Source organism: Rahnella sp. JUb53, from assembly GCF_004346065.1.
Lineage (GTDB): Bacteria > Pseudomonadota > Gammaproteobacteria > Enterobacterales > Enterobacteriaceae > Rahnella > Rahnella variigena.
On record NZ_SLYT01000011.1, the window covers coordinates 144776 to 161627 of the forward strand.

The window sequence follows — 16852 nt, forward strand, 5'->3', positions numbered from 1 at the left end:
AATAAAGTGGCTCACCCCTGAGCCTCATTAGGAATCTTCCATGAAAACGTTCAATTCTGTATCCGCGCTGAAGAATCATAAAATACGTCTGGATCATAATGTCTTCGTTAATGGTTATTTTCAGGCCGGTGACGGCGGCGGCGGTCATTATCACTGGGACAAAAACTGCGTTCTGCCCGCGAATAACGGTACGGTGATCAGTTCTGACCATTCGGCCAATGGTCGCTGGCGTCTTATCCATCAGGGTGTCGGCGATTTCCGCAATTTCGGCATTCTTAATGCTGATCAACCTGCTGACGATGCGCTGGATGCATTAGTGAATGATCCGCAAATCAGCCAGATTCTGGCGTTTACGGATTTGCTCTTTCAGCGCCGCCATCATTTCACACGTTCTGACATCACCCTGGATTTCCAGAACAACCGCGTTTTCACCACCGGCATTGCCAGCGCACCGGTCAATGACCCGTTTGCCGCCGTGCTGTTTTTCCAGGGCACTGTCACCGGCACGCCTGTCACCTTCACGCTGACTGAAACGTTGCAGGAACAGACGGATATTTTCCCGGTCGCGGATTCGTCACTGTTCAGCGTGGGCGACTGGTACGCGGTACAGGTTACGCCGGTGAAAGGCGCGGCGGAACGCGAGCTGCAAAAGCTGGTGGAAATCATTGCCATTCCTGACAGCACGCATATTCAGATTGGCTATTACAACGGCTGGGAACTGCTGGCTGGCAGGGTGATCAGCTGGCAAAAAGTCGAGCCGGTTGAATTCATTACTGTTAAAAATATGCAGTTCTCCGGCGCGGGAGATGACCAGATCACCGGCAGCCATCCGGTGGCGTTTGAATACGCGGTATATGCCAACGTCGCGGGGATCCACTCAACGGGTTCTTTCTGGCCGGTGGTGATGCGCCGCTGGAATACCCATTATCTGACGCAGCAATGCTCTCTCACCAATCCGCCGAATACGGCCTTTGGCGGTGCCGGATACCTGACACAGCAAATCTATTGTCTGTACGGCCATGTCAGTGATTGCAGCGTGGCAAATGCACGGCATTTAAATGATTTCACGGCGTCGGCGTATTGCCTGGTCGAAAATTGTCATGCCAGCGGACAAAGCGCGGAAAAAGGCCCGTTCGTCACCCACGGTCAGTACGAACACGATCTCACTTATACCGGCAACTCCGGCCTGATGACCTTTGCCAATTCCGGCGTCACCTGGGGAGGCAGCGCCAAACGTATCAATGTGCGTAAGCACGTCTGCCCGTGGTTTGTCGCCCGCTCCGGCGTGAGTGAACTGACGCTGGAAGATCTGGTGGTGATCACCAACGAGACTATCCCGCAGTCCGGGATGTTGTGGGTCAATGCCGACGGTTTGCAGATGGCCGGCTGCACCGCCGATGGCCCGCTGATTATCAGTCAGGCCTCGCAACGCGCTGCGCGCCCGAACGTCATTCGTCAGTGCCAGTTTTCCCTGCCGGAGGACGGTGCGCCGGTGGTGCAAAGCAACGTGACGGCTGCGATCACCTTTACCGATACGGTGTTCAACGCCATCAGCGGACACGCATTCGACAGCACCGCACCGGTAAATTTTGTGCGCTGTACGTTTAACGCCGCCACACAGTCTGCGCCGCTGATCCTGAAATCTTCCACCCTGTCGGTTCAGGCTTCGCAATTTAATCAGGTCGGCTTCACGCTCTCCGGCACTGCGCCAAAGCAAATCGATATTCTTTCCTCAACCCTGACCCAGGCGACGTTCGATTTCACCGACGTCACTGCACAACCCGCCAGCTCACTGATGTTCCTCAATAACCGCTTATCCGGCAGCACCGTCATCGCCCAACCACCCGCCGGAGATCGGGTGATATGGCAGCAGAATATGATCCTTGCCTGACGGCTAATAGCCTGAGGAACTGAGGAGTTTTTCGAAATAGTTTGAATTATGAGTAAGGTTTAGAGGAAATTTTTTCGAAATAGTTTGAGTTGTGGGCAGGCGGCCAGCAAGCGAATCCCCGGTCACATACACAAGTATGTGACCGGGGTGAGCGAGCGCAGCCAACGCATCCACAGCTCAAAATATGAAGAAAAAAAAGCCAGCGCTTAAGGCTGGCTAAGTAATACTGGAAGCAATGTGAGCAATGTCGTGCATTCATGGGGACCCGTTTGACCTTGGTGTGAGGCCATCCCCGGAACGCATGGCAATAATAATCATTATCATTCGCACTTGTAAAGCATTTTTTTTCACCAAACATTCAATTGACAGTTTTCCTATTCCTGATAAATGTAGAGGATATTCAAACAGTAACCACAAAAAGAGGAGTGTCGCCATGAGCGAAATAGTCATTCGTCACGCTGAAGCCGCAGATGCAGAGGCGCTTCAGCACCTATACGCTCAGGTTCCTGTTTACAGCGACACACTACAACTTCCTTATCCGCCCTCCACGCTATGGGAAGACCGGCTTGCTAACGCCGCGCCCGGCCGGTTCGCGCTGGTGGCGTGCATCGACGGCAAACTGGTCGGCAATCTGACCTTAATGGTCGAGCAGCCGTGGCGACGCCGCCATGTGGCAACGTTCGGGATTGGTGTGGATACGCAATTTCAGGGGCGAGGCGTCGGCAGCAAGCTTATCCAAGCTGCCCTTGAGTTATGCGACAAATGGCTGCACGTGATCCGCGTCGAGCTGACGGTGTATGCCGATAACGAGGCTGCTATCGGGCTGTACAAAAAGTTCGGTTTCAGCATTGAAGGCCTCAGCCCGTGCTACGCCATGCGTGACGGCGAGCTGGTGGATACGCTGCATATGGGCCGCATCCGTGGCCTCCGGCAGGCGGTTTAATCGGTACTGACAGAGGCGCTGGTTTCCGGCGAGGGCTGGCGTAACAGCAACCGCAGACCCAGCGCCATCGCGATACATACCAGCAAGGCCGAGCCGGGATAGATCGCATCAATCCCGGCCTGCGCCATCAGCACACCGGCCAGCGGGCCGGTAATTCCCAGAGATAAATCCAGAAACGCCGAATAGGTCGCCAGCGCGCTGCCCTGATTTTCCTGCGGCAATTTCTTCACCGCCACCACGCCCAGCGCCGGATACACCAGCGAGAATCCCACGCCGGTAATAAACGCTCCGGCCATCGCAGCCCACGCGGTTGGGGCGAAAAACACCATCATCAGCCCGGCGATTTCCACCACAAAACAGGCCAGCGCAACCTGCAATCCGCCAAAACGCGTAATACTGTTGGGCAGTAACAGCCGCATGCCGACAAACGCCACGCTGAAGAAGGTCAGCGAGAACGCCGCGCCCGACCAGCCTTTGGCGGCATAAAACAGGGTGATGAAGGTGGCGATCACACCAAAGCCGGTGGACGCCAGCGCCAGCATCATGCCGTACGGCATGATCTTGCCCAGCACCTGACGGAACGGAATTTGCGTGGACGCCGTGCCGGTTACCGGCGGTTTGCGCCATGCGGTGATTAACGCCGCCAGTGCCACTAGAATGATGCAGGCCGACAGCAGCGTCAGGCCGCCGAGACTAAAAATCAGCACGCCGAGCGGTGCGCCAATGGCCATCGCGCCATACGTCACCACGCCGCTCCACGAAATCACTTTGCCGATATGCAGCGAACCTACCACGCTGATGCCCCACAGCGTCGAGCCGGTTCCGGCAAAACTTTGCCCTGCGCCCAGTAATATCCGTCCGGCGCACAACAACGCCAGGCTGACCGCCGGTGACGCATCAAATCCCAGCGCCAGCAGATAAAACACGCCGCTGAGCAGACAACCGCTCAGCCCGAACATCACCACCCTCTTCGGCCCGATTTTATCGGCATAACGTCCGGCATACGGACGGCTCAGCAGCGTGGCGAAATATTGCAGGCTGATCACCAGCCCGGCCCAGAACGCGCTGTAACCAAGATGTTCGTGGACGTAACCCGGCAAAATCGCCAGCGGCAGGCCGATGGTCAGATAGTTGGCAAAGTTGAACACCAGAATGGAGAGAATTCGCAGCGTGGTCTTGGACGGGCTGACCGCAGTAAGGTCGGGCGAAGCAGGTTCAGGCATGGAAATTCGTGTCTCACGAAGAAGGTTCAGGCATGTTGCGAAGCCGTAAATGAGTCTTTGACTTTATTAGCAATTGATGACTTTCGCAACAAATTGAACCGCTGTTTTATTCAGGCTTTCCCGTACTGCCATCAAAGTGACACATCACTGTCATGCGCCCTGATTATGGTCGGGAGACTTCAACCGGAGGACATCCTATGTTCAGCATGGATACCCTGTTTCAGGATCTCGACCCGCAGCACAAAACTCCTTCCTGGCAACGCCGTCTGTTAAAAATCTTATTCCGCGAAAAAGAATTTCACCGCTTTGCCAGTCAGTATCAGCACCTGAAAGGGATTGATATGGCCGAGCAGGTGCTGGAGCATTTTACTATTCGCTGTGAACTGACGGAACGTGACCGCGAGCAAATCCCGAGTTACGGGCCGGTGGTGATTGTCGCCAACCATCCGATTGGTACGCTCGACGGTCTGGCGCTGCTGCACGCGGTGGCGTCGGTGCGTCCGGATGTCAAAGTGGTGGCGAACCAGCTGTTGTCGCTGGTGTCCTCGCTGGGCAGTTTGATGATCCCGGTGGACAATATGGGCAACCGCACGCGGCGCAATCAGGTGACACAGATGCAGGAACACCTGGAGAATCAGGGCGTGCTGATTGTGTTCCCGGCGGGTGAAGTCTCCCGCATGAGTTCCAAAGGCGTGCGCGACGGCAAATGGCACACCGGTTTTCTGCGTCTGGCGGCCAAAGCCCGTGCGCCGGTGGTGCCGGTACATATCAGCGGCAGCAACAGCGCGCTGTTTTATCTCACGTCGATGATTTACCGCCCGCTCAGTACGCTATTGCTGGTGCATGAAATGTTCGGCCAGCGCGGCAACAGCCTGACGCTGAAAATTGGCTCACGCATTCCGTACTCCAGCTGGCACGACGGACAAATGCAGGCGGGCGATCTGGCGGCGCGTTTTCGTAAACATCTTTACCGCCTCGGCGCAGGTAAACCGGGGCTGTTCCACACTGAAACGTCAATTGCCCGTGCGGAAGATCGCGCCGTACTGAAACATGCACTGGAAGCCAGTGAAGTGCTGGGCAAAACGCCGGACGGCAAAATGATTTATCTCTATCGTCGTCACGGCGAGGATTACGTCCCCGTTCTGCGCGAGCTGGGGCGTCTGCGGGAAATTGCGTTCCGCGCTGTCGGTGAAGGCAGCGGTCGCCGCCGTGATCTCGATGGCTACGACGATGATTATTATCATCTGGTGTTATGGGATCCGCAGGCGCTGGAAATCGTCGGCGCTTACCGGTTTATCCCGACCGCCGATCAGGTCGCCAGCAAAGGACTGGACGGGATCTACAGCCAGAGTCTGTTCCAGTACGGCCATCAGATGGACCCGATTCTGGCGCAGGGCATCGAACTCGGACGCAGCTTTATTCAGCCCGCTTACTGGGGCAAACGCGGGCTGGATTACCTGTGGCTGGGCATTGGCGCGTATCTGGCGAAATATCCGCAGACGCGTTATCTGTTTGGTCCGGTGTCGATTTCCGGCGGAATGCCGCTGCCCGCCCGCGATTTGCTGGTAGCGTTTTATCGCCTGTATTTTGCGCCGGCGTTACCGCTGGCGACCTCGCGCCGCCCGTATCCGGCTTCGCTGCCCGATGTGCTGGCACAGTTTTGCGGCGACGATTATCAGGAAGATTTGCTACGTCTGAAGCGCTTACTGACCAATCTCGGATGCAGTATTCCGGCGCTGTATAAGCAGTATTCAGAACTATGTGAAAGCGGCGGCGTGCAGTTCATTGATTTCGGCAGCGACCCCGAATTCAACAACTGTATTGATGGTCTGGTGCTGGTGGATCTCAGCCAGCTAAAACCGGCAAAGTACGAACGGTATATTGCTGTGCATCACTGATTCAGCTGGCTGAACACCAGAAACGGGGCCTGCTGACCCCGTTGCTTAAAGAACGAAAATCTTACTTCGACTGATTCACATCAACCACGGAAATGGTGTAAATCACGACGTTATTCAGCGGCGATTCACCCCTGGCGTCTTTGGCTTTTTCCAGCGTCGCCGGTGGGATCACCACGGTAATCTGCCCCCCTTTGCGGATCAGTTTCACACTGTCGCGCAGCACCGGCGGCATAGTCGCCACGCGGAAAATTTCGTTGGCATTATCGATCTTTGGTGCATCCACGACGGTGCCATCGACCAGTACCCCCTGGTAGTTCACCTGTACGGTATCGGTGTCTTTCAGCGCAGCGCCTTCCCCTTTATTGTCAATGAAATACAGCAGACCCTGCCTGGTCTTTTTGACGCCTTCGCGTTTGGCAAACGCATCGACATAGGCCTTATCTTCCGCCTGTTTCTTCTCGTTTTGCGCCTGCGTCAGCACTTTAACCTGCTCATCAAACGCGGACATGGTCGCCCGGATATCTTCGTCGGTCATTTTCCCCTGATGGGCGAACGTATCGGCGATACCCGCCAGCAGGATGTTTTTATTCAGCGTGATATGCAGGCTTTTCTGATTAGCGAGCTGCTCTTCGATAAAGTGCGCCAGCATGACACCGCTGGCATACGCGCGTTTCTGCTCTTCACTGTCGGGCATCTGCGCCGGTGCCGGGGCTATTCCGGCGGCGTTAATGCTTTCGGCGGTGACCTCTTCCGGGATGATATTTTTTGCCGGTTCCGGTGCCGGAGGCGTGATGTCTGCCGGAGCGGTTGGCAACGTCGCTTCAACAGCCGGTGCTTGGGTGGCTACTGGCTCAGGCGTCTGTTCTGGTGCGGGAACAGGTGCAGGTGCGGGAACAGGTTCTGGATCTACGGCGGGTGCCGGAGCAGGAGCCACAACCGGTGCCGTCGCTGATGGCGTCACTGGCGCCGCGGCCGGTTCAGTTGCGCTGGCAGATAGCGTCATTCCTGACATCATCAGGGCACTGAACAGGTAAATTCCTTTTTTGCGGGAGAGAGACATAAGGTTCCTTGAAAGAGTTAAGTTTTACAAAACGGATAATATTGCATAACACTTGTTATACAATAATCTTCAGGATCGAATGTTTTTAAAATTACGTGGCGGCATTCTATATTTAACATTGAAAATATAAAGTCTTTAATATGTAAATTTTCATATAAAAGTAAACCAATACACTGATTTATCTTCGTTAAACATTATTAACCGCCAGGATCTCATTTCTATTTATAGGAATTTTCCCGCTCTGCGAATTTTCCACGATAATGGTCGGCCATCGCCATTTTCAGCAGCAGATCATGACCCATGTAATTACGCCCGTTGAAAGTATTTTGTAAAACGACGACCGCGTTTTTATGTTTCTTGCCGAAGCTGAAATGGCGCAGTAATGAAAAAAAACTGCAGCACTCAGGCTGCAGTTTTTCAGAGGGCGGGAAGGAAGATTAACGCTCCCTGAGCGCTTCGTTCATTTTGTTGAGAGGCTTCAGCAGATAATCAAGAATGCTTTTGTTGCCGGTTTTGATATCCACCGTCGCGATCATGCCGGGGAAAATATAAAACTTTTCGTGGTGTTTGTTTTCCAGATAATTGGCGCTGGTTTTGATATTCACCCGGTAATAGTAAACATCACGGCGCACTTCATCCTGGATCGTGTCCGGAGAAATGGTGGTCACTTCGCCGTCGAAACTGCCGTAGATGGAATAGTCATAGGCGGTAATCTTCACTTTGGCTTTTTGCCCCGGATGAATAAAGGCCACATCCCGCGGGGAAATCTGCGCTTCCACCAGCATCTGATCGTCGATCGGAACCAGCGTCATCAGCTTGCCATTCGGCGGGATCACGCCGCCGACGGTATTAACGTCGATATTCTTCACAATCCCTTTGACCGGCGAGAAGAATTCCAGACGATTCAGTGAGTCTTTACGCCCTAAAATCACCGAGCGCTGCGCTTCAATCTCGGCGTTGGCTTTTGCCAGCTCTTCACCGGCGCGCACGTGATACTGCGTTTCTAGATCGGTCGCCTTGCTTTCCATTTCATTAATCTGGCGTTGCAGACGCAGCACTTCCACGTCACTGGCCGCGCCCTGTTTGACCAGCGGCACGGTCATCGACAGCTCACGACGGATCAGCGTCACGCCCTGTTTCAGGCCAGTTAACTGCTTTTCCAGACTGTTGCGGCTGGAGTTGTACAGTTCGGTTTCTGATTTCACCAGCTCCGGCTCGTCATCCAGCTCTTGCGGAAACACCAGCGGCGTGTTGTTGATCTGCGCCGTCAAACGCGCCGCCGTCGCCAGCGCGGCATGTAAACGCGCCACGCTTTCCTGGACGCCGGATTCGGTTTTGGTCCGGTCGAGCTGCGCCAGACGCTGCCCGCGTTCCACCACTTCGCCTTCCTGCACGTCGATGCTGTGAACAATCCCGCCTTCCAGCGACTGCACGATCTGCTCGTGAGAGGAAGGAATGACTTTACCGGTGCCGGTGGTGACTTCATCCAGGGTGTAGAAATTCGCCCACAGGAAAAAACACAGCAGCATCAGCGATAAGGCCCACACCAGAAGGGTGGAGCGTGGCAGCGCTTTTTCCGCCTGCTGGCGCTGGAATGATGTGCGTCCGTTCATCATGATGCCTCCTGTTTAACCGGCGGTTTCACGGGCTGTTGCGCCGCTGCTGGTGCCTGTCCTTTTTGCCTGAAATGCTTGTTGAGGATTTCGTCTTTGTTACCGTCGAGAGAAATCCGTCCGTTATCCATGACGATGATGCGATCCACCAGCTGTAACAGCGCCAGACGGTGCGTGGCGACGACCAGCGTTTTGTCTTTTGCCCAGCCGGAGAGCTGATTGATCAGATTCCATTCAGAAATCTCATCCAGCCATGCGGTCGGTTCATCGAGCAACAAAACCTGCGGCTGGGTGATGATATTACGCGCCAGCAACAGTGCCTGACGCTGACCGCCGGAAAGTCCGACACCGCCTTCATGAATGAGGAAATTCAGACCGTTCTCTTTTTGCTGCACAAACGTCAGCGCACCGCTGATGACCAGCGCCTGATGAATTTCTTCGTCAGTGGCCTGTGGGCGTCCCATAGTGATGTTATCGCGCACCGACCCGAAGAACAGGCTGGCATTCTGGTTATGCAGCGCGACGTCACGGCGTAAATCCGCCGGATCAATCTGTTTAATATTGACGTTATCGAGCACCACCTGCCCTTGCTGAACCTGCTGCATACCCGCCAGCACCTGCAACAGCGTCGATTTGCCCGCACCGTTTTTGCCCAGCACGGCGATTTTCTCACCCGGTTTGATGTGCAGTTTTGCAATGGTCAGATTGGCGACTTTCTCTTCCTCATCGTAATAAAACACCGCGTCATGCAGCGCGTAGTCGCCGGTGATTTGCGCCTTGTGGACCATCTTCTGACCGTCTTCCTGATCAATCGGGCGCTGCATCAGTTCATCCAGCCCTTTACGCGCGACTTTCGCCTGCTGCCAGCGGGAAAGTACGCCGGAAATCTGCGCCAGCGGCGCAATGGTACGAGAAGCCAGAATTGTGGTACCCACCAGCGCACCGGTAGTCATATCGCCGCTCATCACCAGATAACACCCGACCAGCAGCACCACGGCGTATACGATGGACTGCACTTCCTGCGTCCAGGTCATCAGCATGCTGGTCAGAAAACGCTGACGCATACTGATATCCGCCGACACTTCATTGCAGTGATTCCACTGGTTCTGAAAACGTTGTTCGGCGCGCATGAGTTTGATGTCTTCCAGAGATTCCACCGCTTCCACCAGCGAGGCATTACGCACCGCCGATTCGCGCATCCCTTCACTGGCCAGTTTCGCCAGCGGTTTCTGGATCAGTAATCCGGGGATCAGCAACAGCGGCAGCGCCAGTAACACGACAAACACCAGCGGACCGCCAATCATCCACAAAATCACCGTGAACAGCAGGAAGAACGGCAGGTCGGCCATCACGCTGATGGTAGTCGAGGTGATCAGTTCACGTACCGATTCCAGCTCGCGGATTTGCGAAATAAAGGAGCCGGTGGATTTGGAACGGGCACCGTTTTTAATGCGCAGTGCGCGGCCAAAAACGCGGTCGGAAATACGCAAATCGGCGCGCTTACCCACTACGTCCGAAATATGGACGCGCACCATGCGCATCACAAATTCAAAGGTGATCGCCAGCATCACACCGGCAAATAACACCCACAGTGTCGGGATAGATTGCGACGGCACCACGCGGTCATACACCTGCATGGAAAACAGCATGCCCGCCAGCGCCAGCACGTTGGCAATCATCGAGGCCAGCATGATGTCGCTGTAACGACGCCAGTCTTTCAGTGCCAGATCCCAAAACCAGTTTTTCTTGTACGGTTTGATGTAGTTATCAACGCGCGCATCAGGAATGGTATGCAGCGGTCGCAGCAGCGTGATGCTCTGCGCCCGCTCAGAAAGTTGTTCAGACGTGAGGGTGGTTTCCAGCCCGTTATCTTCAGTAAATTGCACGGCGCACTGGCCGCTGGCGTCCAGATGTGTCACCACACCCAGCCGGCCGTTATCGAGCGTGACCACAAACGGCACACTGACCGGATCCAGATCACGCGGATGCAAATCACGCGTCACGCGCCCCAGCCCGAGTTTTTTGGCCATTTCATCAAGCACGACGTCAGCCGGTGAACCCATTTCCCACGCGATGGTGGCTTTAACGTGTTCTTCTGAATAATCCAGACGGTAGTGTTTCGCGATATCGAGCATGGCTTTCAGCCAGGCGGTGTAGCCTTTATCTAACATGGTCTCTTTTTTCATCTTCATTCTTCCCTAATTCATTCTTCCTTCACGCTCATTCCGGAACATGAACAGGCCATCCGCAGAAGCGGAACAGGGTAATTCCCTGCTCCGCTCTGCGACTGATTAACCGACAATCAGCTGATGGTTCGCCAGCAACGTCGCCAGATCGGTATGCACGTTATTCAGCGTGGCGATGGTCGTCATCGACTGCGCTGAACCACTGCCATCCATATCCACCTTGATGACGGTATTGTTGCCTTCTGTGGTCACCGACAGGTAATCGGTGATGTTGCCCGCCGAGGCATCGAGCGTCGCCACGCCATTGACGTAGCTGGCCGAGCCCGTGCCGGTGTAACCGCCGGACTGCAACAGCTCGCTCAGATCCAGACGGTCTGAGTTCGCCGTGCCTTCCCATGTGCCGACCGTAAAGCCGTTGATGGTATCCGAGCCGTTACCGCCGGTGGCGTCAGCGCTGTCCAGCAACTTGTACAGCAGCGTGTCGTGCCCGCCGTTGCCTAAGTTGAAGGTATCGTTGCCGCCGCGCCCTTCGAACACGTTATCGCCCGCACTGCCGGTGAACACATCGTCATAGTTCGATCCGGCAATCCCTTCGATATCCCTGAAGGTTGACGTGTTGAACCCGGTGTTCTGCGCGTTACTGCTGCTCAGATCCACCGTGACGCCGCTGGTGGCATTGCGGAAATCGACGATGTCCTGACCGCCGGTGGCGCTCCATGTCGCATGGTCTGACGTGGTGCTCCAGCCGCCGGAGCCGTTGTACACATAGGTGCCGCTTTCCGCGATAAATGTATCGTTGTAGCCGGTACCGGTGATCGTCCCGCTGTTACCGCCGGTTGCCGCATCTGCGGTTAACGAGTAGCTGCTGGTGCCATCGCCTGCGGTCAGGTCATTCCAGGTCGCATTGGATGACACGCCGTTGATGTTACGTACCAGCACTGCCGAATAGGTTTCATTCGGATCCAGCCCGTAGAAATTCACCAGCGCCGAGGCATCGTTAATACCGATACCTGACTGGGCGTTGATGATCTGTGAGGCCACCAGTTCACCGGCAGAGTTATAAAGCTGCACGGTGTTGCCGTAGAACACGTTCATCCCTTCGCCGTCGAGAATGCGCAGGTGGATCGCCGTGCCGTCAGCAATCGTGCTGTTGTTAGCGATGTACACCACTTTGCCGTTAGCCTGCGATACCAGCAGATCCTGCGTCCCGTTCCAGTCGTAATCGAGGGTCGCAATCCCCGTTACGTTGACCAGCGATGACGCCAGGGCGCTGTTTGTCCAGCCTTTGCCGGTGCCGTCGTTCAGATACAACGTGGCGCTCTGGTTGGTGCCATAGGTGCTGAACTTGATGATGTCCATATCACCGTCACCGTCCCAGTCCACAGCGGCTGACAGATAACCGGCTGACGCTGCGTTCGTGGTCGATGTTTCCACCGCCGTTGGCGTAGTCAGCAACGTTCCCTGCCCGCTGTTGTAGTAAATCGCGCCACCATAGTTGTACGTTCCGTTCGGATTCAGGCCGGAGGAAATATACAAGTCCATCAGGCCGTCGCCGTTGAAATCCGCCCAGGTCATAGACACGGCCGTGGTGGTGTTCGCGGCATTAGGCACAAACACGTTGGCGATGCTCTGCGTTTCCGACAATGTGCCGGTCCCGTTATTGTTCACCACCGTCAGGGCATACACGCCGTTGCGGTTGGTGTGCTGAACGATATCCACGGTACCGTCGTTATTGATATCCACACCGGAGATTTCACGATAAGAAACTCCGGCAAGGCCCGCCGCACCGTTGGTGCCGTCTGGGGTCACCACGCCATTGTTGTTGACCAGATAAGTACGGGAGTCACCGCCCGCATCGCCGTAAGCCAGATCAACCCAGCCATCACCGGTTTTGTCGTAAGCAATCACGCCGCCGTACCAGATCAGCGTGCCGATCGCCTGCTGCCCGTAGGTATAAGTGCCGTCCGTGTTCGCCGTCCATTTGCCCTGAATATAGCCACCGTAGTTGGTTTCCGTTGCATAAATGTCTGACGTGCCGTTACGGTCGGTATCCGCCAGCGTGTAGCTCACCACGATATTGCCGCGTGAGTTGGTCAGCGTGGTGCCGGTATAACTGTTCAGGCCAGAACTGGTGTAATCGGAAATACCGGTGACAATGTTCCACAAACCGCTGCTGTTCAGGCTGAAAGCCATGGCATTGGTCGATGTGGCACCCGCAGTGGTCGCCCAGCTGGTGTCCACCGCCGTTTCTGCATAAATCACTATCGCGCTGGTGCTGATGCCGGCATCGTTACCGTTACCTGCGCTGCTTCTGACCTGCGCGGTCACGTCATAACTTGCCAGTCCGAGCGCGCCCGGCACCTGCAGATACCAGGTGTTGTTCAGCGGATCGACCACCACGGCGCCGCCGGTTTCCGACGTGTAGGTCACGCCGTTCACCACCACCTGCACATACATCCCTTCGCCCAGTGCTTCGGACAAGGTACCGCTGATGATCGGCGTCGTATCCTGCGAAGATTCCGGCGTCACGGTGGCAATCGTGGTCGGAATCGACGTATCTACCGTCAGGGTGAAATCAGTGGACGACGTGGTGTTCCCCGCCAGATCCTGCGATTTCGCCACATAGATATACGTGCCGTCCGCCAGCGCTGAATCGGAGAAGGTCCACGCCAGACCGACCACCGTGGCGACGCCAACATACACGCCGTTACGGTAGATTTTCAGCACTTCGCCATCGGCCAGCGCCTTGCTCAGCGTGCCGCTGAGCGTCGGTGCGGTTTCATCGGTGTACGTGCCGGAACCGAACGAACCCGTGCGGTCGCCTTCGTCATCGGAATACTGAACGATGGTCGCCACGGCTTCAGGGTTCAGCGTGTCAATAACCACGGTCTGGCTGCCGATGGTGCCGATGTTGCCCGCCTGATCGATAACCCGAACCTGCACGTTGTAATTGCCGTCCGCCAGCACGGTGCCGGTTGCGTCATAGCTCCAGCCCAGACCGTTGACCACCACGTCAGACCAGGTTTTACCGCCGTCGAGGCTGATTTGCGCCCTTTCATCGGTGGCGAGTGCCGCGCTCAGTGAACCGGTCATCGTCAGCGTATTGTCGCTGGTGATGAAGTCACTGGCGGAATCGCCGGTATCATTGCTGATCGCTTCAATGGTGATGATTTGCGTCGGCGCGGTGGTGTCAATCGTCACCACCTGCTGCGCGGTCTGACCGACGTTCCCGGCCTGATCCACCACGCGAACCTGATACAGCGTCTGCCCGTCAGTCAGCGTGCGGCCATCAACGTAAGTCCAGGTGCTGCCCTGAAGCGTCACGGTGGTCCAGGTTGCGCCGTTATCGATGCTGATCTGCACCACTTCACCCGGACTCAGTTCCGCGCCAATTGACCCTTTGACCGTCAGCGAGGTATCGCTGGTGACAAAATCGCTGGCAGAAGAACCGGTGTCCGTCGTGATGCTGTCGATGGTCACGGTTTTGCTGCTGTCCGGCGCAGTGGTATCGACGGTAACCACTTTCGAGGTCACGTTACCGACGTTACCCGCCGCATCGACCACGCGGACGTTGTAGGTGTAATCACCGTCAGTCAGCGTGCGGCCATCGGTAAATGTCCAGCCGGTGCCGATCGTCGTCGCGTTCGCCCACGTCAGACCGCCGTCGACACTCACCTGCACCACTTCGTCGGCAGCCAGCGTTGCGCCAAGCGAACCGGTGACGGTCAGCGAGGTGTCACTGGTTACGAAGTCAGTGCTGCTCAGACCGGTATCCGTGCTGATGGCATCAACGCTGACCGTTTTGCTGCTGTCCGGTGCGGTAGTATCAATCGTGACCACCTGACTGGCGGTCGCGCCGACGTTACCGGCCAGATCCACCACCCGCATCTGGTAGTTGTAATCCCCGTCGGTCAGCGTGCGCCCGTCGATGTACGTCCAGGTCAGGCCGCTGATACTGACGTCATTCCAGGTCGTGCCACCGTCGAGGCTGATTTGTGCGTACTCATCCGCCCCCAGCGCCGCACCGAGCGTGCCGCGCAGGTTGATGGTGGTGTCGCTGGTGATAAAGTCGCTGCTGCTCAGGCCGGTATCCTGCGAAATCGCATCGATACTGATGGTCTGGCTGGCGTCCGGTGCCACGGTGTCAATCACCACCGTCTGCGACGCCGTTGATCCGACGTTACCCGCCGCGTCAATCACCCGCACGTTATAGGTGTAACTGCCATCCGCCAGCGCGCTTCCCTGCGCGTAGCTCCAGGTGGTTCCGGTCACGGTCAGCGTGGTCCAGGTCACCCCGCCATCCAGGCTGATTTGCGCGGACTCGTTGTTACCCAGAGCCGCAGACAACGCGCCTTTGAGCGTGATGGTGTTATCGCTGGTCACGAAATCGCTGGTGCTGCGACCGGTGTCATCGCTGACCGAATCAATGCTGATGGTCATCGATGGCGCGGTGGTATCGACCGCAATGTCGTGGCTGGCCGAACCGCTGTTACCGATGCTGTTGGTGACCGATGCCGTGATGCTGTAATTCTCACCATCCGCCAGCGCGTTCACGGCATTGGCGCTCAGGTTCAGCGTCCAGGTCTGATCGTTTGCCACCTGCGTGGTGTACGTCACGCCGTTCAGGGTCACGGTCACGGTCGAACCGGCCGCTGCGGTTGAGGTACCGGTAATGGCCAGCGGACCACTGTGTTCCGCCGCGCTGACCACATCGTCCTGCGCGAAGGTGTTGATGGTGATTTCAGGTACGGCACCGCTGAGGCTGACAGAAGAATCTGTCGCCGCCGGATTACCCGCCACATCTTTCACGGATGCAGTGACGGTATAACTGCCGTCTGCCGCGCCGTTGAAATCCGCCGCAGGCACATTCACGCTCCACGTGCCGCCGGTAGTGACGGTGGCGTGGTATTCGCGATTGTTAAAGGTCACGGTGACAATCTGTCCCGCTTCCGCCGACGTGGTGCCGCTGATGGTCTGACCCGCCAGCTGCTCGGTTGTGTTGATGATGTCATCACCGGCGATGGTGCTGATGGTCAGCGTTGGCGCAACCGTATCGACAATCACTGAGGTATTGGCAGATGCCGGATTCCCCGCCACGTCGGTGGTGCTGGCGGTGACCGTCAGCGTGCCGTCTTTCAGGGCGGCCACGTCGTCCGCCGGAACATTCACCGACCAGGTGCCGTTGGTATTCACGGTGGTGGTGTAGGTTTCATTGTTGAGCGTCACGCTGACCGTCTGACCCGACTGCGCGGTAGACGTACCGCTGAGCGTCAGCGGCTGGCCCAGTTCGGCGGCATTCAGCATGCCATCGGCAGTGACCGGATTGATCAGCAGCGCAGGCGCGGTAGCATCAACCACCACGTTGTGCGTCGTGCTGGCCGTATTGCCCGCCGCATCGCTGGCACTGGCGCTCACGGTGTAATTACCGTCCGCAATTGCCGCCAGATCGGTTGACGGAACGCTCAGCGTCCATGCGCCGTTCGCGCCGACTTCTGCGGTATAACTTTTCCCGTTCAGCACCACAGTCACTTCAGTACCCGTCGCCAGCATGTCGCTGCCACCGGAAATCGTCAGGCTGGTGCCCTTTTCCGCCGCGTTGATAATGTCGTCCTGCGCAATCGTGTCGATGCTCAGGCTGACCGCACTGGCATTCACGGTGATCAGGTGATCGCTGCTGCCGGTGTTCCCCGCACTGTCGGTGATGCTGACAGAAATCGTGTTCTCGCCGGAGGCCAGCCCCTTAATCACACTTGCCGGAACGCCGACACTCCAGTTACCGCTGGCATCCACCACCGTGGAATAAGTGACTCCGCCAATCACCAGCGTGACCAGGTTGCCCGGCTGGGTGCCGGTGCTGCCGCCGCTGATCACCTGTGCCTGCGAGTGTTCCGCCGCGTTGATCACGTCGTCGCCCGCCACCGTATTCACGCTGACGACCGGCGCAGTGATATCCACCAGCACCGAACCGCTGACAGAAGAGCTGTTGCCCGCCACGTCTTTCACCGTGGCATTCACAGAGTACGTGCCGTCGGTCAGCG

General features: G+C 56.6%; 8 protein-coding genes. 3 read left to right on the plus strand and 5 right to left on the minus strand.

The window, feature by feature from the left end:
* The first annotated feature begins 40 nt into the window (after positions 1–40).
* Both EC840_RS21565 and EC840_RS21570 read left to right on the plus strand, forming a co-directional pair.
* A complete protein-coding gene (locus EC840_RS21565) occupies positions 41–1891 on the plus strand; it encodes a hypothetical protein (RefSeq protein WP_129637687.1) in 1851 nt (616 codons plus the stop codon).
* Between the two features lie 433 nt (positions 1892–2324).
* Complete coding sequence (locus EC840_RS21570) at positions 2325–2834, plus strand: GNAT family N-acetyltransferase (RefSeq protein ID WP_132967008.1); 510 nt, start codon at positions 2325–2327, stop codon at positions 2832–2834.
* On the opposite strand, the gene EC840_RS21575 is transcribed toward EC840_RS21570, so the two are convergent.
* Entirely contained in the window at positions 2831–4057 is a 1227-nt protein-coding gene (locus EC840_RS21575) for an MFS transporter (protein WP_132967010.1), read from the minus strand. The two genes, EC840_RS21570 and EC840_RS21575, sit on opposite strands and share 4 nt — an antisense overlap.
* Positions 4058–4254: 197 nt before the next feature.
* Between EC840_RS21575 and EC840_RS21580 the strand changes: the two genes are divergently transcribed.
* The gene (locus EC840_RS21580) at positions 4255–5955 is read left to right on the plus strand and encodes a GNAT family N-acyltransferase (protein WP_132967012.1); all 1701 of its coding nucleotides are present in this window, start codon (positions 4255–4257) and stop codon (positions 5953–5955) included.
* Between the two features lie 61 nt (positions 5956–6016).
* Here EC840_RS21580 and EC840_RS21585 read toward each other — a convergent pair whose 3' ends face one another.
* The 4 genes from EC840_RS21585 to EC840_RS21600 form a co-directional block, all read right to left on the minus strand.
* Positions 6017–7015: an FKBP-type peptidyl-prolyl cis-trans isomerase N-terminal domain-containing protein gene (locus EC840_RS21585; RefSeq protein ID WP_132967014.1), complete on the minus strand. Its 999-nt coding sequence runs from the start codon at positions 7013–7015 to the stop codon at positions 6017–6019.
* 437 nt (positions 7016–7452) lie between these two features.
* Positions 7453–8628, minus strand: a complete 1176-nt coding sequence (locus EC840_RS21590) for an HlyD family type I secretion periplasmic adaptor subunit (protein WP_113877249.1) — start codon at positions 8626–8628, stop codon at positions 7453–7455.
* The gene (locus EC840_RS21595) at positions 8628–10814 is read right to left on the minus strand and encodes a type I secretion system permease/ATPase (RefSeq protein ID WP_240783269.1); all 2187 of its coding nucleotides are present in this window, start codon (positions 10812–10814) and stop codon (positions 8628–8630) included. Before EC840_RS21595 ends, EC840_RS21590 begins: the two co-directional genes overlap by 1 nt.
* Positions 10815–10919: 105 nt before the next feature.
* Positions 10920–16829, minus strand: a complete 5910-nt coding sequence (locus EC840_RS21600; protein WP_243701110.1) for an Ig-like domain-containing protein — start codon at positions 16827–16829, stop codon at positions 10920–10922.
* Between the last annotated feature and the right edge of the window lie 23 nt (positions 16830–16852).